The organism is Streptomyces sp. NPDC041124 (genome assembly GCF_055592385.1).
In genome coordinates this window covers 255,083-270,944 of sequence record NZ_JBVIYR010000011.1, presented here as the reverse complement: position 1 = coordinate 270,944, position 15,862 = coordinate 255,083, and the positions used below count along the sequence as shown (strand labels likewise).

The window sequence follows — 15,862 nt, the reverse complement described above, 5'->3', positions numbered from 1 at the left end:
ACATGCTTCGCATTGTCGGCACAGCGGCGGGGCATTGATCTTCACGGCCGGTTCTTCTCGCCGGGACGTGAGAAGTACGGCCGCGGAAGAACGTCAACCCGGTGCGTGGGCAGGCACCGCAGCCTGAGGGGGTACGCCATGGCCGCAAGGCCTCTCGTCGCGCGGCAGCCGAACGAACGGCTGCAGGCGCTCATCCAGGAAGCCGGGTGCTCCAACGCCGGGCTGGCCCGCAGGGTCAACATGTGCGGCGCCGAGCACGGCCTCGACCTGCGCTACGACAAGACGTCGGTGGCGCGCTGGCTGCGCGGACAGCAGCCGAGGGGCCGGGCGCCGGCGGTCATCGCCGAGGCCCTGGGCCGCAAACTCGGCCGCACCGTCACCATCGACGAGATCGGCATGGCCAACGGCAAGAACCTCGCCTCCGGGGTCGGCCTCCAGTTCTCGCCGACGGTGCTGGGGGCCATCGAGCAGGTCTGCGAACTGTGGCGCAGCGACGTGGGGCGGCGGGACTTCCTGTCCGGCTCGTCCGTCGCCGCCTCCGCGCTGGTGGAGCCGAGCCGCGACTGGCTGATCTCCGCGCCCGACGGGCAGGTGGCGCGCTCGGCCGGTCCGCGGGTGGGCCAGACCGACGTCGCGGCCGTACGGTCCATGACGCAGGCGCTGGTCGACCTGGACCACCAGTACGGCAGCGGGCACGTCCGCCCGGTCGTGGTGCACTACCTCAACAGCGTCGTCTCGGGAATGCTGGCGGGGTCGTACCGGGAGGCCGTGGGACGGGACCTGTTCGCCGCGGTCGCGCGACTGACCGAACTCGCCGGGTACATGGCCGTCGACACCGGGCAGCCGGGGCTCGCCCAGCGCTACTACATCCAGGCGCTGCGGCTGGCGCAGGCGGCCGGTGACCGCGGTTACGGCGGTTACGTGCTCGCCGCCTCCATGAGCCATCTGGCCGCGCAGCTCGGGAACCCGCGCGAGATCGCCCAGTTGGCGCGCGCCGCGCAGGAGGGCGCCCGGGGGCGGGTGACCCCCCGCGCGGACGCGATGTTCCTCGCGGCGGAGGCGCGCGGCCACGCGCTGATGGGCGACACGCACGCCGCGCACGCGGCGGCGGGGCGCGCCGTGAGCGCGATGGAGGCCGCCGACGCGGACTCCGGCGACGACCCGGTGTGGATCGCGCACTTCGACGAGGCCTATCTGGCCGACGAGTTGGCGCACTGTCACCGCGATCTCGGGCACGCCGAGGCGGCGGCGCGGTACGCCCGCCAGTCCCTGGACGGGCATCCCGCCTCGCGGGCCCGGCGGCGGGCGATCGGCTACGTGCTGCTGGCCACCGCGCAGGTGCAGCAGCGGGAGATCGAACAGGCATGCAGTACGGGCCTGAAGGCGGCGGAGCTGCTGGGCGGGCTCCGCTCCAACCGCGGTGCCGAATACCTGGAGGACCTCCAGCAGCGTCTGGAGCCCTACCGGGAGGAGCCGGTGGTACGGGAGTTCGGGGCGCGCATGGAGCTCCAGGCCGCCGCCTGAGGGGTGTTGGGCGACGGGAAGCCGAGGCGGGAGGACGTGATCAGCGTGGGGTGAGGTGGTTCTGTTACCGCGCTCACAGGGCATGAGGTCGGGCTCCGTGCTGCGTGGCACCGTGCTCCGGGGACCCGGTAGCGTGAGCCGACGATCCACAAGGTCCCCCATTGGTAGGAGTCCCGGTGACGCAGAGTGGACAGGGCGAGGAGCCCTCGGCGCGCCCCGCGCGCGAAGGCATCGTGCTGCCCTCCGACGGTGGTGAGCCCCTGCTGCCGGGCGCGGCGGCCGGACCGGTCGCCCCGGGCGCCGGTGCCGACGGCCGGCCCGCCGCGGGCGGGTTCCCCGCCTCGGCCCCGCCCGGCGGCCAGACCTGGGGCACACCGTGGGGCCCCGGCCCGCAGGACCCCGGCCCGTCGTCGGGCCAGGACTGGCAGTCCGGGCCCGACGGCTCGTGGGGCGGCGCACCGGAACAGTCCTCCTGGAACGCCCCGCCCGCCCCCGGGGGCGGCCAGGTCCACCCCGGCCCGCTGCCGCCCGAGGGCGCCCGTCCCGCGACCCACGGCGCCGACGCCGGGTACGGCGGGCACCGGGCCCCCGGCCCGCAGCACGGCGGCGAGGACCCCTACGGCACCGGTCACGGCGCGCACGGCGCCCCCCAGGCGTACGGCGTCCCGCCCGCCCTCCACGCACAGCCGGGCGCCGGATACGGCGGCCACCAGGGCCCGGACGGCGCCCCGGACCCGTACGGCTCCGCCTACGGAGCGCCCGCGCACCACGCCGGGAACGCCCCCCACGGCTACGGCGGCCCGCAGGCCGCACCCGACGGATCGGAGGGGGCCACCCAGTTCCTGCCGCCGGTGCCCGCCGGCGGCGCCGACGAGGGCGCGACCCAGTACATACCCCCGGTGGTGCCCGCCGGCGGCCCCGACGAGGGTGCGACGCGGTACATACCCCCGGTGGTGCCCGCCGGCGGCCCCGACGAGGGTGCGACGCAGTACATACCCCCGGTGGGCCCGGGCGCGCTGCCGCCCGAGATGCCCGCCGCGCACCACTCCGAGGAGACCCGCTACCTGGGTCCTCCGCGGCAGCACGCGCCCGGCGCCGGCCATCCGCCGTCCGCCGGCCACCCCGACGCCGAGGCCACCCAGTTCATCGCCCCCGTCACGGACCAGCCCTACGGCGCACCGGCCGGTCCGCCGCCGGGTGACGCCGGCCGGCAGCCGCCCGCCGAGTTCGACAACCTGTTCCGCAGCGACGCCGGCGGCCCGGCCGGGTCCACCCAGCAGCTCCCGCGCGTCGAGTATGGCGGCGGCCCCGCCCCGGCCGCGCCCACCCCGCACCCGTCCGGCCGGGCCGGTGACCGCGGCGGACGCGGCGGCGGCCGCAGCGGCACCCGGGTGCCGGTCATCGCGGCGGTCGGTGTCGGTATCGCCGTCCTCGGCATCGGCGCGGGCGCCCTGCTCGGCAGCGGAGGCGACGACGGCGGCGGGGACAACGAGACGGTGTCCGCCACCGCGCCCGCGAGCCAGGAGGCGCAGGCCTCTCCCTCGCCGTCCGTCGACCCCGTCCGTGAACAGGCCGTGGAGCTCGACAAGCTGCTGGCGCACAGCGGCGACAGCCGGACCGCCGTGATCAAGGCGGTCGCGGACGTGAAGGCCTGCCGCAACCTGGAGCAGGCGGCCAAGGACCTGCGGCAGGCGGCCGGGGAGCGCAGCAAGCTGGTCACCGACCTCTCCGCGCTGTCGGTGGACAAGCTGCCCGACCACGAGGCGCTGAGCGCGGCCCTCACCAAGGCGTGGCAGGCGTCGGCCTCGGCCGACAACCACTACGCTGCCTGGGCCGACCAGACCGCCGACAAGAAGGGCTGCAGGAAGGGCCAGGCCCGCACGACCAAGCAGACCCAGGCCGGCAACCGGGACAGCGGTACCGCGACCGCCGAGAAGGGCAAGGCGGCCACGCTGTGGAACAAGATCGCCCAGCAGTACGGCCTGACCCAACGCCAGCCGACCCAGCTCTGACGCCGGCCCGCCCCTAACCAGCCCGCCCCTAACCGGCCCGCCCCGGACCGGCCCGCCGCCGGCGGGCCGGTTACAGGTCCGCGCCCCGCAGGGTCTCCGTCATGTCCGTGAAGCCCTTGCGGGCGGCCACCAGCCGGCCCTTCTCGACCACCTGGAGCGTCACGTTCGCGTTGACCAGGCGGGGGAAGCCGACGGCGGCCAGCTCGTCCTGGAACTTCCACTCCAGGGTGGGGGTGAGATCGCCCGTGCTGACCTTCAGCCCGCCGTCCAGCGCGCCGCTCACCGTGTCGGAGTTCACCTCGCCGTCGCCCAGCGACTCGACGACCTGCCGGAAGACGGTGTAGGCGATCCAGGTGGTCTGCACCCCGGCGTCCGCCGCGTCGATCCGGTTGTCGCCGAACGCCTCCTTCTCGATCACCTTCTTCATGGCGTCCCAGCGCGCGTCGCCCGCCGCCGGGTACCAGCCGGTGACGTACGACCCCTCGTACGGCCCCGACGCCCCGCCGGACGCGTCGATGGCCGACTGGTCGACGCTGCCCAGCACGGTCGCGGTGCGCACCCCGGGGTGGTCCGCGCGGGCACGCCGGAAGGAGTCCATGAAGGTGCCCGTGCGGTCGCCGAGCGCCGGAACCACACAGCCCGGGTCGGCGGGATCGGCGGTGGCGCGCTCCAGGGCACGCCTGGTCTGGCTCTCGTAGGAGGTGGCGGCCTCCACGGCGCGCTGGTCGCCGGCGAGCGCGTGCCCGCCCGCCTTCAGACCGGAGTCGAGCAGCGGGGGCAGCTGGTCGCCGGCGAGGGTGTCGGGGCGGATCAGGGTGACCGGGCCGCAGGTGTCGGCGAGGGTGCGGCCGAGGCCGGCCAGCAGTGCCGGCTGGCCGCCGTTGACCGGGTAGGACAGGGGACTGGTGAACTCGGCGGTGGTGATGCCGTAGCCGCCGATGTAGGGGATGCCGGCGGCCTCCAGGGTGGGCAGGAAGCCCTCGGCGTGCTGGCTGTAGGAGCCGACGACCGCGACGACCCCCTCCTCGACGGCGCGCCGGGCGCACCGCGCGGCGCTCACCGAGTCGTTCCGTTCGTTGCAGGTCAGCACGTCGATCCGGCGGCCGTTGATGCCGCCCTCGGAGTTGATCCAGCGCGCGTACGCCTCCGCGAACGCGGGCATCCCGGGCTTGTTGGTGGCGTCGGTGTCCTGCGGCGCCCAGGTCATCACGGTGATGGTGTCGTCCCCGGAGCCCCCCGTGGCACCGGGGACGACACCGCACCCGGCGGCGAGCGACGCGCCCGCCGCCAGCGCGCCCGTGGTCAGGGCGGCGGCTCTGACACGCCGGGTGAGGAGGCGGGGGAGGAAGGTGCTGCGGGTCTGTCGCCTGCCGGTCATGCCTCCGCACGATTCCCCCACACGGCCAACCCCGGAGTGACCCATGGTCGACGGACGGTGACACCGAGGTGAATTGCGGGGTCCCGTTCGGCCCCCGGTGCGCGGAAACGTACGATCGACGACCGTGCAAGGTTCGGAGAACTCTTCCCGTCGCGGCCGTCGCTCCTCCACCATGGGCAGCATGCCACTCAACGACATGCCGTGGTGGCGCTGGCGCAGCAATGTGCGCTCCGCGCTGCACATGCTCTCCGACCCCGGCTTCCAGCGGGACGTCTGGCTGGCCGGAGTGCCCGGCTACGGGGACGTCACCGACGCCGTGTACCGGCTGGTCGAGGACACCTGGCTGGACAACTGGTCCGCCGAGAAGTACGTCGGCACGATCTTCCGCGACTCCCAGGAGGCGGCGCTCGTCGACACCGCGGTGCTGCGCGTGCTGCGGATCATGCACCAGGTCGGGCCGGACGCGCCGGTGACCGCCTACCTCGAGAACGAGGGATGGCCGGAGGCGGTGCGGGCCGCGCGGGACGCGCACGTGCGGATGGCGACCAGCGACGGTGAGGACCCCGACACCCCGCCGAGGACCCTTGAGGTGCTGCGGATCGCGACGCGGTCCGCGTAGCGGAACGGCCCCCCGGCCGTGACGCCGTGTGTGGGACCCTTTCCTGCATGAGCGAGCAGTCCACCCGAGTCACGGCCCCGGCCGACCAGTACGTCCTCACCCTGTTCTGTCCCGACAAGCAGGGCATCGTGCACGCGGTGTCCAGCTACCTGTTCATGACCGGTTGCAACATCGAGGACAGCCAGCAGTTCGGGGACCACGACACGGGACTGTTCTTCATGCGGGTCCACTTCTCCGCGGAGGCCCCGGTGACCGTGGAGAAGCTGCGGGCGAGCTTCGCGGCGATCGGTGACTCCTTCCGGATGGACTGGCAGATCAACCGGGCCGACGAGAAGATGCGCATCCTGCTCATGGTCAGCAGGTTCGGGCACTGCCTGAACGACCTGCTGTTCCGCGCGCGGACGGGCGCACTGCCCGTGGAGATCGCCGGCGTGGTGTCCAACCACACCGATTTCGCGGAACTGGTGGCCTCGTACAACATTCCGTTCCATCACATCCCCGTGCCGAAGGACGGCAAGCCGGAGGCGGAGGCCAGGCTGCTGGAGATCGTGCGCGAGGAAGAGGTGGAACTCGTCGTCCTCGCCCGCTACATGCAGGTCCTCTCCGACGACCTGTGCAAGCAGCTCTCCGGGCGGATCATCAACATCCACCACTCCTTCCTGCCGAGCTTCAAGGGCGCGAAGCCGTACCACCAGGCGCACACGCGGGGCGTGAAGCTGATCGGCGCCACGGCGCACTACGTCACCGCCGACCTCGACGAGGGCCCGATCATCGAGCAGGAGGTCGAGCGGGTGGGCCACGACGTCACCCCCGAGGGGCTCGTCGCGATCGGCCGTGACGTGGAGTGCCAGGCGCTGGCGCGGGCGGTGAAGTGGCACGCGGAGCGGCGGATCCTGCTCAACGGCCGCAGGACCGTGGTGTTCGCCTAGGGACCCGGTCCCTTCCGTAGCGCGGGCGGGCGCGGGTGCGTGGGGGGCGTCCGCGCAGTTCCCCGCGCCCCTGAGGCAGCTGCGGCGGACGCACCTTCAGGGGGCGCGGGGAACTGCGCGCCCGGCCACCGACCGCCCGCAGCCGCCGACGCGCCGCGACCCGCGCGACGCGCCGCGACCGGCTCCCACGCACCGCGCTACATACGACTCAGGCTCGCCGCGGCGAACAGCACGTCCCGGATCGCCGTACGGTCCCCCTCCTGCCCGGCGGCAGCCTCCCGCGGGGGGACGTGGCCCGCGGCCAGCCGGCAGAACTCCGCGCCGTCCAGCGCGACATGCGCCACCTCGTGCTCGGCGGAGCCCTTCGCCGCGGGGGAGTCCAGCGGGATCAGCCACTCCCCGCCGCCCGACCCCTCGATCTCCAGCCGCAGGCTGCGCCCCGGCTCCCCGGCGGCGACCAGGCGCCGTTCGACGGGGGAGGCCAGCCCGTGCTCCCGGCGGTGCTCCAGCACGGCCGGGAGCATCCGCGCGGCCAGGTCGACCAGGCGGTGCAGATGCCGTCCCGAGGGCGGCTCGTAGGGGTAGTCGACCGCCTCGGCGATGTCCTCGGCGTGCACCCAGCACTCGAAGGCCCGGTCCAGCATGGCGTCGGGCAGCGGCAGTGCGAAGTCGCCGTACGGGACCGTCGTCCGCCCGGCGGGGCCGGTGAAGGACGCGGTCCGCACGAGGGCGTGGCTCTGCTTCCGCCAGGGTGCGCGCACGGAGCGGGTCGGCGGGAAGCGGGCGGCCCGCCAGTACGCCTCGGTGCGGTGCGCGGGGGTGGGCCGGGTGGCCGGGACGCCGCCGAGCGGGTCGTCCAGGCCGAGGGCGACCGCGACCAGCCCGTCGACCGTGAGCAGGTGCGCGATCACCCCGGCGACGGTGGTGCGGCGGCTGCTCGCCTCGTCGGCCTCGTACCAGCGCAGCCGCACCGGTGCCCGCCACTCGGCATCACCGAAGTCCTGGAGCAGCGCGTCCAGCCGCGCGGTCTCGGCGTCGTAGGCGGCGGCCCACTCCGGTACGGGGATGCGCGGCGGGCGCCGTTCCAGGCAGGACTCCAGGACGCGGGTGCGCAGCCCCGGGTCCAGGTCGAGGCTCTCGGGCCGGTGGAGCAGGCCGACCGCCTCCCGCAGTCGCAGCGCCTCGTCCGCGCAGGGCCCGCAGCCGCCGAGGTGTTCCTCGACGGCTTCCGCCTCGGCCGGTGCGCAGGCGGCCAGCGCCCACGCGCCGAGCAGTGACTTCAGCACGCCGTGCTCCTGGGGCGGGGGCACACCGTCCGGCCCGTTCGCGTCGGGCGTGCCCGCGGCCGTCCGTTCCTGCCGCTGTCCGGCCTGCCCGCTCACGCGACGCCCCCGATCCCGGGCGGGGCCCCCGGGGCCTCGGTGTCGTGGGCGGTGGCCAGCAGCTGCAGGCCCAGGCGGAGCCGGCGGCGGGCCTCCTCGTCGGTGACGCCGAGGGCGGTGGCGGCCCGGTGGTAGTCCCGGCGCTGGAAGTACGCCAGTTCCAGGGCGGCCCGCAGGGGCGCCGGCATGGACTGGACGATGTAGTCGGCGCGGGCGGTCACCGAGGCGTGCCGCAGCGTGCGCTCCAGGTCCTCGGTGGTGCCGGGGCCGCCGCGGGCGAGGGCCGCGGCCTGGGTGGTGCGCAGCCGCTGCACGGCCAGCCGGTTGGTCAGTGCGGCGAGCCAGCTGCGCAGGGGGCCCTCTTCGGGGTCGTAGGAGTCCGGGTGCTGCCAGACGTGGGCGAAGACGTCGCGGGTGAGGGCGTCGGCCGCGTGCTCGTCGCCCACGACGCGGTGGGCGAGGCCGTGGACGAGGGAGGCGAACCGGTCGTAGAGCTCGCCCAGGGCTGCCGCCTCCCCGTGGGCGAGCCGCTGCTGCATCCTGCGGTCCCGGTGGGGCGGTGCGTCCCGTTCCGGCATGCGGCCCCTCACCCCCTGTTCCTCCCCGGCACCCCGGGCCGGTCGGTGCCCGGGGCCGGCGTGCGGCCGGTGACCCCATGAATGTAGTCGGCACGAACCAGGGCGCACGCCCCTTTGTGGCAATGTGCGCCCCTGGTCGATCCGCAGGTGGTAAGGGGTCCGCCCGCGCACGTCGGACACTGTTCGGCACCTGACTACCCTCACCGCACCGATCGGAACCGATCGAATCGGATCGAATGAGACTAGAACAAGCCCTTTCTGATCGGTAACCGTTTCCTGGCCCGCGTTTCAGGGGAACGGCCGTTGGGCAGCCGCGCTGCAAGGAAGCGTAGGCAGTGCTTCCGTTTCGGCGAGCGAGGGGCGTGGTGGTGACCTTCACAGTGACCGACCAGGAGCACGGCGGATGGGCCGTGCTCCGGGTGTCGGGCGAACTGGACCTGGTGACGTCCCCGGTGCTGCGCCAACGGGTGCACGACGTGGTGGCCGAGGGGCGGCACAGCCTCGTCCTCGATCTCTCCGACGTGTGGTTCTGCGATTCCAGCGGGGTGGGCGTGCTCATCGCCTCCCGCCGGCTGCTGCGCTCCTGCGGGGGCGGCCTGCGGCTGATCCTCCCCGCGCGGGGGGCCGCCGACGGCAGTCACGTGAACAAGGTGCTCGGCGCCCTCGGGGTCCGCCGCCTCTTCGAGATCCATCCGGACGTCCCCGCCGCGGTCGACGAGGACTCCCGTCCGCTGTCGGCGTGAGCCGCCGCCTCCGGACGTCCGTCGTGGAACCGCTCACACGTGTCACGCCGTTGTCCCGGTATTCCCCCGGTCCTGGTCCGGGCGACGCTTTCGTGCTCCCGGACGCCCGCTGACCACGTACGCTCCCTGCGAGACGACCCACTGACCTAAGGCGGCCTGAAAGAGACATGGTCACCAGCGAGTACGAGCGCAGGATCGCGGCCCGGTTCGCCACCTTCGACCAGGACGGCAACGGCTCCATCGACCGCGAGGACTTCAGCGGAGCGGCCAAGGCGCTGCTCGCCGAGTTCGGCACCGCCGCCCGCTCCGACCGGGGCCAGGCGCTGTACATCGGCGCCGAGGCGTTCTGGCAGGGCATGGCGGGGATCGCGGACCGGGACGGCGACCAGCGCATCACGCGCGAGGAGTTCGTGCACGGCGCGGTCAAGCGGCTGCGGGACAACCCGGAGCGCTTCGCCGAGATCGCCCGTCCCTTCCTGCACGCGGCGCTCGCCGTCGCCGACACCGACGACGACGGTGCGGCCGGTGTCGAGAACACCGCGCGGGTGCTCAAGGTGCTCGGCGTGGACGAGGAGCTCGCCGGTGCGGTCGCCGCCTCCCTCGACACGGACGGCGACGGCCGGATCGGCGAGGAGGAGATCGTCCGGGCCTTCGCCCGCTACTTCACCGTTCCCGAGTGACGCACCCCGCGCCGGTGTCACGGATCGTGGCATTTTCTTGATCACGGAGCGTGGAGTCCGGCTTCCGTCGTCCGCGTGACTCGTCACGGCCCGGAGTCGGACGTCCCCTCCGGTACCTTGTGTGGGATGCGAGTCGTTCCGAGCGCGCACCGTGGCGGAGTCGCCCCCGAGGCGACTCCGTCCGGGCTGGTGCCTGCGGTTGCTCGCCGTGCGACCGGGCCCGTCGCCGCCCCCTGTTCGACCATCCCCGGCGGGCGTCGCACAGTATGCCGTACGTGTACTCCTTCGCGCGGGAATATGCCCGAAGCGCTTGTTGACGTGACTGTACGTCAACCATGCTGTCCTGCAAGGGAATCACGTTCCGTGACTCCTGTCCCGGCTGTTGTTCTGGCCATGCAGAAAATGGCTACGATCGTGGCCCTCGTGAGGCGCGAGTCCAAGTGTCCGCCGGTTCGGATGGTGTGAGCGGTGCAGGTGCTTCAAGTGCAGTTGGAGATCCGGCCCGACCCCGCTGAGGTGGGGCGTGCCCGGCGGTGGGCCCGTTCACGGCTGGCCGGGTCCGGCATAGGGGCCGACGAACCGCTGGCCGAGACGCTGATCCTGCTCGTCTCGGAGCTCGTCACCAACGCCGTGGTGCACACCGGCCGCCCCGCCGTGCTGCGCCTGTGCCTGCCGGGGGTGGAGGCGTCCGGGGAGGCCGTCGTCCGCCTCGAGGTGGCCGACCGCAGCGGCCGGGCGCCGGTGCCGCGCTGTGTGGACGGCGAGTCGACCGGCGGCCGCGGACTCGCCCTCGTGGACGGCCTCGCCGACCGCTGGGGCTGGAGCGCCGAGGGTGCCGGCAAGCGCATCTGGTGCGAACTGGACCGCTGCGCGGGCCGGCCCGAGGCCGCCGCCCCGGTCTGCGACGGGAGCACCTCGACGGCGTACGGGGGACGGACCTACGGGGGACGCACGTACGAGGCGGTGTGAGCGCGCGGGCGGACCGGTCGGAGCGGACCCCTCGGTCGCGACCCTCGCTCGCGCCCCAGGGGGTCACGGGAGCACGGCGGACCGGTCCCCCGGGGGGCGGTGCGTGAACCGGTGCGCCGGGTGTGCTTCCGTGCGCTGCGCCCACGAACAGGGCTTATGCCGCATTCCGCCCCATCTCACCCGAACCGGTGTTGACGTGCCGTGACGGTGTGATCACGCTGGTCGTCAGCGATTCGCCGCGAGGGGACGGCGAGGGCCCGCGACGGGAGCCCTCGGCGAGTGTGGGTCGTCGGTCGGCGTCGGTTCCCCCCAGGGCCGAGGGGGAGCCCGGGCGGGAAGGCCGAGCCGAGGAGCGGTGCGGCGTTGCCGTGCTCGGGGCGCGCAGCGCCGCACCGCCGCCGTTCCCCGTTTATCCACAGGCTGTGGACAACATCTGCTCATCCGGCCGCGGCGATCGCCGCCGCCTCCGCCCGCCGTCCGCCCTCCCGGAAGGTCCGCCGGTAGGCCGTGGGTGTCACCCCCAGCGCCGCCTGGAGGTGCTGCCGCATCGACTGGGCCGTACCGAAACCGGCGTCGCCCGCGACCCGGTCCACGGACAGGTCGGTGGACTCCAGCAGGTGCCGGGCCCGCTCCACCCGCTGCCGGGTCAGCCACTGACCCGGGCTGACCCCGGTCTCCTCCCGGAAGCGGCGCGTGAAGGTGCGCACCGACATCGCCTCCCGCGCGGCCATGTCCCGCAGCTGGATCGGCTCGTGCAGCCGGGCCAGCGCCCACGCGCGGGCACCGCTCGTCGACGCCTGCTGCGGATCGGGCACCGGCCGCCGGATGTACTGCGCCTGCCCGCCGTCCCGGTGCGGCGGCACGACCGTGCGCCGGGCCACGTCGTTGGCCACGACGACACCGTGGTCGCGCCGCACCATGTGCAGGCAGAGGTCGATGCCGGCCGCGACGCCCGCCGAGGTCAGGATGTCGCCGTCGTCGACGAACAGCACGTCCGGATCCACCCGGACCCGCGGGAAGATCCTCTGCAGCCGTTCGGCGTCCGCCCAGTGCGTGGTGGCGGGACGCCCGTCGAGGTACCCGGCGGCGGCCAGGACGTAGACGCCGGTGCAGATCGACGCGATCCGGGTGCCGGGGCGGATCAGGGCCAGGGCGGCGGCCAGTTCACCGGTCAGCTCGCCGCGCTCGTAGACCGGGCCCAGCTCGTAGGAGGCCGGGACGATCACCGTGTCGGCGGTGGCCAGTGCCTCGGGGCCGTGGGCGACGTGAAGGGTGAAGTCGGCGTCCGTCTCGACGGGCCCCGGCGGCCGGACCGAACAGGTGACGACCTCGTACAGCCGCCGTCCGCGCCCGTCGCGGGGACCGCCGAAGATGCGGTGCGGGATGCCCGCCTCGAAGGGCAGCAGCCCGTCGAGGGCGAGGACGACGACCCGGTGCGGCCGGAAGCCGTCGGGCGCGGGGGAGTGCTCGGCCGGATCCATGGCCCGATCCTAGTGAACCCTGTCCTTCGGGCCACTCGCTGTGACGCCCCCCGGCACCGGAAGCTCTACGACGTGACCCGGACAAGCGAGACAGCCGTCGCCGTGGAGCCGCCCGCCGGCGGCCGCAAGCCGCACCGCACCCGTGTGCACCGGGCGTGGTTCGTGGCCGCTGTGACGTTCGTGACGATCATCGGTGCCGCCGCGTTCCGATCCGTACCGGGCCTGTTCATCGACCCCCTGCACGACGAATTCGGCTGGTCGCGGGGCACCATCGGCGCGGCGGTCTCCGTGAACCTCGCGCTGTACGGCCTCACCGCGCCGTTCGCGGCGGCGCTGATGGACCGCTACGGCATCCGGCGGGTCGTCGCGGTCGCCCTGACCGTGATCGCGCTCGGCTCGGGGCTGACGGTGTGGATGACCGCGGCCTGGCAACTGATCCTGTGCTGGGGCCTGTTGGTGGGCCTCGGCTCCGGCTCCATGGCGCTCGCCTTCGCCGCCACCGTCACCAACCGGTGGTTCACCGAACGGCGCGGCCTGGTCACCGGCGTCCTCACCGCCGCGTCCGCCTCCGGACAGCTGATCTTCCTGCCCGTGCTGTCCTGGATCGTCGCCACCCACGACTGGCGGCCGGCCGCCGTCACCGTGGCGCTCGCCGCGCTCGCGGTGGTGCCGTTCGTCTGGCTGCTGCTGCACGACCACCCGGCCGACGTGGGCCAGAAGCCGTACGGGGCCGAGGAGTTCGTGCCCAAGCCGGCACCGGTGCCGGGCGCCGCGCGGCGCGCGCTGACGGTGCTGTCCTCGGCGGTGCGCACCAGGCCCTTCTGGCTGCTCGCCGGTTCCTTCGCGATCTGCGGCGCCTCGACGAACGGGCTGATCCAGACGCACTTCGTGCCCGCGTCCCACGACCACGGCATGCCGATCACGACGGCGGCGTCGCTGCTGGCGGTCATCGGGGTGTTCGACGTCGTCGGGACGATCGCGTCCGGGTGGTTCACCGACCGGTACGACTCCCGGCGGCTGCTCGCCGTGTACTACGCGCTGCGCGGCGTCTCCCTGCTGTTCCTGCCGATGCTGCTGGCGCCGGGCGTGCACCCGCCGATGGTCTTCTTCATCGTCTTCTACGGGCTCGACTGGGTGGCGACCGTGCCGCCCACGCTGGCGCTGTGCCGCGAACACTACGGGGACGACAGCCCGATCGTCTTCGGGTGGGTGCTCGCGTCCCACCAGGTGGGCGCGGCCATGGTCGCCTTCGCGGGCGGCGTGGCGCGGGACGCGTTCGGCTCGTACGACGTGGTCTGGTACGCGTCGGGGGCGTTGTGCGCGGCGGCGGCACTGATGGCCCTGGTGATCCGGCGACGGCCGGCGACCGCCGCCCTCGCGGCGGGCGCCTGACGCGACGGCCGTCCGGCGGTCCGGGGCGGCGGGCGGCCCGGTGACGGCCGGGCGACGGGGCGCGGTGACGGCTAGGCGGTGGGCAGCCGGGACACCCCGCCGGCGCGGGCCACGGCCTTGGCGATCCGCTCCGCGTCCAGCGCCAGTTCCCGGAGGTTCCCGCTGATCGGGTTCGTGTAGCCGGTGAAGTGGAGTCCGGGGGCGCCGGGCGCGGTACGGGCCCCGTGGACCACGGGTCTGCCCCGCCCGTCCAGCACGCCGAGGTCCCCCACCAGGGACTCCAGCCCCCGGACGTACCCGGTCGCCGCGATCACCGCGTCCGGGGTGATCCTCGTCCCGTCCGCCAGCACCACCTGGCCCTCGTCGAACGCCTCCACGGCGGCCACGACCTCCACCGTCCCGTTGCGCACCGCGTCGATCAGCCCGACGTCCTGCACCGGGATGGCCCCCTCCCGCACCCGGCTGTAGAGACCGGAGCCGGGGCGGGGCAGGCCGTGGACCGACAGGTCGGGTATCGCGACCCGTGCCTGCACCCGGGAGACACGGTCGACGAGGCCGACGGGCAGCCGGCGCACCAGGACCCCCGAGTACTGCGCCGGCCAGCCGGCGGTGGAACGGCGCACGATGTGCGGCGGCGTGCGCACCGCCAGCCGCACCCGGGCCGCGCCGCCCTCCACCAGGTCCACGGCGATCTCCGCGCCCGTGTTGCCGACGCCCACGACGAGGACGTCCCGGCCGGCGTAGGGCTTCGGGGCGCGGTACGCCGAGGCGTGCAGGAACTCGCCGGTGTACGTGTCCCGGCCGGGCCAGTCGGGGACGCGCGGGGTGTGGTTGTAGCCGGTGGCGACGACGACCGCCGCGCCGGTCAGCTCCCGGCCGCCGGTGGCGTGCAGCAGCCAGCCGGTGCCGTCCGGGGTGCGCTCGACGCGGGAGACCTCCACGCCGGTGACGATCTCGAGCCGGTGGTGCTCGGCGTACTTCTCCAGGTACCTGACCACGTCGTCGCGGGCCGGCCACCGTCCGAACCGGCGGGGCATCGGCAGCCCGGGCAGGGCGGACAGCCGCCGGGTGGTGTGCAGGCGCAGCCGGTCGTAGTGGCGCCGCCAGGACGCGCCCACGCGGTCGGAACGCTCCAGGACGACCGCCCTGATCCCCCGGGCGCGCAGGGCGTACGCGGTGGCCAGCCCGCCCGGTCCGCCGCCGATGACGTAGACGGGGCGGTCCGCCGGGTTCGGCGCGGTGGGCTGCGCGGACGTGGAGGAGTCGGTCATGAGCGCGAGCCTAATTCCGCACCTGGTTGATGGGTATCGGTCAAGACCGGAATTGGTTGCGGATTGATCACGTCGGTTCAGCGGGTAGGAGGACGTGCACGGAACCCGTGCCCCACGGCAGCCACCGCCCCTACGCACCGGCGCGTGCGCCGGCACCGGCCGCGTCTGCCGCCCCACCGGCCCGGCTCCCGTATCGCCCGCGCGGCGGGCCGGTGTCAGGGCCAGAGGAGTTTGTGGGTCCACCCCTCGGGTGCCCGCCGGTAGCGCAGCCGTACGTGGCGGCGCCGGGCGTCGCCCTGGAAGAACTCGACCTCGTCCGGCCGCAGGCGGTACAGCGTCCAGGACGGGACCGGTGTCGCCGGTTCCCGCCGTGCCCGGTCCCAGGCCTGCTCCGAGGCCCGTGCCAGGTCCTCCGTCGAGTCGAGGACCTCGCTCTGCCTGCCGGTCAGGGCGGCGGCCAGGGCTCCCGTCGAGCGGGCGTGCAGATCCGCCTGCGCCTCCTCGCGCGGAGCGACGCCGACCGGCCCGCGCACCCGCACCTGACGGCCCAGCACCGGCCAGTAGAAGGCCAGCGCGGCGTACGGGCGCCCGGCGAGCTGGCCGCCCTTGCGGCTGTGCGCGTGGGTCGCGAAGGACCAGCCGTCGTCGTCCGCGCCGTGCAGCATCACGATCCGTACGTCGGGCAGGCCCTCCGCGTCCGCCGTGGCCAGCGACATGGTGTGCGGTTCGGCCTGTCCGGCCGCCGCCGCGTCCGCCAGCCACCGAGCGAACAGCGGCAGCGGCGCGGCGGGCGCGGTGTCCGGGTCCAGCGGCGGCAGCGTGGTGACCGCCGGGTCCCACACCCGCAGCGACCTCAGCAGCTCGTGAAGATCGGGTTCCATGCCCTGATTGTCGGGCGTGCGGC

The 15,862-nt window shown here is 74.2% G+C and carries 14 protein-coding genes; 8 read left to right on the top strand and 6 right to left on the bottom strand.

The genetic code is table 11. From position 1 onward, the window contains the following. Positions 1–138 precede the first annotated feature (138 nt). Together ACZ6A9_RS27905 and ACZ6A9_RS27900 are read left to right on the top strand one after the other, a co-directional pair. Entirely contained in the window at positions 139–1,524 is a 1,386-nt protein-coding gene (locus ACZ6A9_RS27905) for a transcriptional regulator (RefSeq protein ID WP_468990619.1), read from the top strand. A 176-nt stretch (positions 1,525–1,700) separates the two neighbouring features. After that, the gene (locus ACZ6A9_RS27900) at positions 1,701–3,536 is read left to right on the top strand and encodes a hypothetical protein (protein WP_468990617.1); all 1,836 of its coding nucleotides are present in this window, start codon (positions 1,701–1,703) and stop codon (positions 3,534–3,536) included. A 70-nt stretch (positions 3,537–3,606) separates the two neighbouring features. On the opposite strand, the gene ACZ6A9_RS27895 is transcribed toward ACZ6A9_RS27900, so the two are convergent. Then, on the bottom strand, positions 3,607–4,914 hold the full coding sequence (locus ACZ6A9_RS27895) for an ABC transporter substrate-binding protein (RefSeq protein WP_468990613.1): 1,308 nt from the start codon (positions 4,912–4,914) through the stop codon (positions 3,607–3,609). A 181-nt stretch (positions 4,915–5,095) separates the two neighbouring features. Here ACZ6A9_RS27895 and ACZ6A9_RS27890 point away from each other — a divergent pair, with 181 nt between their 5' ends. Both ACZ6A9_RS27890 and purU read left to right on the top strand, forming a co-directional pair. After that, positions 5,096–5,533, top strand: coding sequence for an SCO4402 family protein (locus ACZ6A9_RS27890; protein ID WP_468990610.1), 438 nt, complete (start codon positions 5,096–5,098; stop codon positions 5,531–5,533). A gap of 47 nt (positions 5,534–5,580) precedes the next feature. Then, positions 5,581–6,462: a formyltetrahydrofolate deformylase gene (gene purU, locus ACZ6A9_RS27885; protein ID WP_468990608.1), complete on the top strand. Its 882-nt coding sequence runs from the start codon at positions 5,581–5,583 to the stop codon at positions 6,460–6,462. A 197-nt stretch (positions 6,463–6,659) separates the two neighbouring features. Here the strand turns inward: purU and ACZ6A9_RS27880 are convergent, their stop codons facing one another. Together ACZ6A9_RS27880 and ACZ6A9_RS27875 are read right to left on the bottom strand one after the other, a co-directional pair. Next, the gene (locus ACZ6A9_RS27880) at positions 6,660–7,844 is read right to left on the bottom strand and encodes a maleylpyruvate isomerase N-terminal domain-containing protein (RefSeq protein WP_468990606.1); all 1,185 of its coding nucleotides are present in this window, start codon (positions 7,842–7,844) and stop codon (positions 6,660–6,662) included. Continuing rightward, complete coding sequence (locus ACZ6A9_RS27875) at positions 7,841–8,422, bottom strand: sigma-70 family RNA polymerase sigma factor (protein WP_468990603.1); 582 nt, start codon at positions 8,420–8,422, stop codon at positions 7,841–7,843. The genes ACZ6A9_RS27880 and ACZ6A9_RS27875 overlap by 4 nt, the downstream gene beginning before the upstream one ends. Positions 8,423–8,784: 362 nt before the next feature. On the opposite strand from ACZ6A9_RS27875, the gene ACZ6A9_RS27870 reads away from it, so the two are divergent. The 3 genes from ACZ6A9_RS27870 to ACZ6A9_RS27860 all read left to right on the top strand — a co-directional run bounded on the left by ACZ6A9_RS27870 (position 8,785) and on the right by ACZ6A9_RS27860 (position 10,814). Next, positions 8,785–9,165: an STAS domain-containing protein gene (locus tag ACZ6A9_RS27870; protein WP_468990600.1), complete on the top strand. Its 381-nt coding sequence runs from the start codon at positions 8,785–8,787 to the stop codon at positions 9,163–9,165. 167 nt (positions 9,166–9,332) lie between these two features. Continuing rightward, positions 9,333–9,845 (top strand): EF-hand domain-containing protein, encoded by a 513-nt coding sequence (locus ACZ6A9_RS27865; RefSeq protein WP_468990597.1) that lies wholly within the window; start codon positions 9,333–9,335, stop codon positions 9,843–9,845. A 483-nt stretch (positions 9,846–10,328) separates the two neighbouring features. After that, entirely contained in the window at positions 10,329–10,814 is a 486-nt protein-coding gene (locus ACZ6A9_RS27860; protein WP_468990802.1) for an ATP-binding protein, read from the top strand. Between the two features lie 437 nt (positions 10,815–11,251). Here the strand turns inward: ACZ6A9_RS27860 and ACZ6A9_RS27855 are convergent, their stop codons facing one another. Then, the gene (locus ACZ6A9_RS27855; RefSeq protein WP_468990593.1) at positions 11,252–12,295 is read right to left on the bottom strand and encodes a GlxA family transcriptional regulator; all 1,044 of its coding nucleotides are present in this window, start codon (positions 12,293–12,295) and stop codon (positions 11,252–11,254) included. A 72-nt stretch (positions 12,296–12,367) separates the two neighbouring features. On the opposite strand from ACZ6A9_RS27855, the gene ACZ6A9_RS27850 reads away from it, so the two are divergent. Next, a complete protein-coding gene (locus ACZ6A9_RS27850) occupies positions 12,368–13,687 on the top strand; it encodes an MFS transporter (protein ID WP_468990591.1) in 1,320 nt (439 codons plus the stop codon). Between the two features lie 71 nt (positions 13,688–13,758). Here ACZ6A9_RS27850 and ACZ6A9_RS27845 read toward each other — a convergent pair whose 3' ends face one another. Continuing rightward, positions 13,759–14,958, bottom strand: coding sequence for a flavin-containing monooxygenase (locus ACZ6A9_RS27845; RefSeq protein ID WP_468990588.1), 1,200 nt, complete (start codon positions 14,956–14,958; stop codon positions 13,759–13,761). A 215-nt stretch (positions 14,959–15,173) separates the two neighbouring features. After that, positions 15,174–15,839, bottom strand: a complete 666-nt coding sequence (locus ACZ6A9_RS27840) for a pyridoxine/pyridoxamine 5'-phosphate oxidase (protein WP_468990585.1) — start codon at positions 15,837–15,839, stop codon at positions 15,174–15,176. Positions 15,840–15,862: the final 23 nt, after the last annotated feature.

Excerpts from the sequence above, each read along its gene's own strand:
- ACZ6A9_RS27905 (WP_468990619.1), top strand. The coding sequence starts at position 139 with ATGGCCGCAAGGCCTCTCGTCGCGCGGCAGCCGAACGAACGGCTGCAG.
- ACZ6A9_RS27895 (WP_468990613.1), bottom strand. The coding sequence starts at position 4,914 with ATGACCGGCAGGCGACAGACCCGCAGCACCTTCCTCCCCCGCCTCCTC.
- ACZ6A9_RS27890 (WP_468990610.1), top strand. The coding sequence starts at position 5,096 with ATGCCACTCAACGACATGCCGTGGTGGCGCTGGCGCAGCAATGTGCGC.
- purU (WP_468990608.1), top strand. The coding sequence starts at position 5,581 with ATGAGCGAGCAGTCCACCCGAGTCACGGCCCCGGCCGACCAGTACGTC.
- ACZ6A9_RS27875 (WP_468990603.1), bottom strand. The coding sequence starts at position 8,422 with ATGCCGGAACGGGACGCACCGCCCCACCGGGACCGCAGGATGCAGCAG.
- ACZ6A9_RS27865 (WP_468990597.1), top strand. The coding sequence starts at position 9,333 with ATGGTCACCAGCGAGTACGAGCGCAGGATCGCGGCCCGGTTCGCCACC.
- ACZ6A9_RS27855 (WP_468990593.1), bottom strand. The coding sequence starts at position 12,295 with ATGGATCCGGCCGAGCACTCCCCCGCGCCCGACGGCTTCCGGCCGCAC.
- ACZ6A9_RS27845 (WP_468990588.1), bottom strand. The coding sequence starts at position 14,958 with ATGACCGACTCCTCCACGTCCGCGCAGCCCACCGCGCCGAACCCGGCG.
- ACZ6A9_RS27840 (WP_468990585.1), bottom strand. The coding sequence starts at position 15,839 with ATGGAACCCGATCTTCACGAGCTGCTGAGGTCGCTGCGGGTGTGGGAC.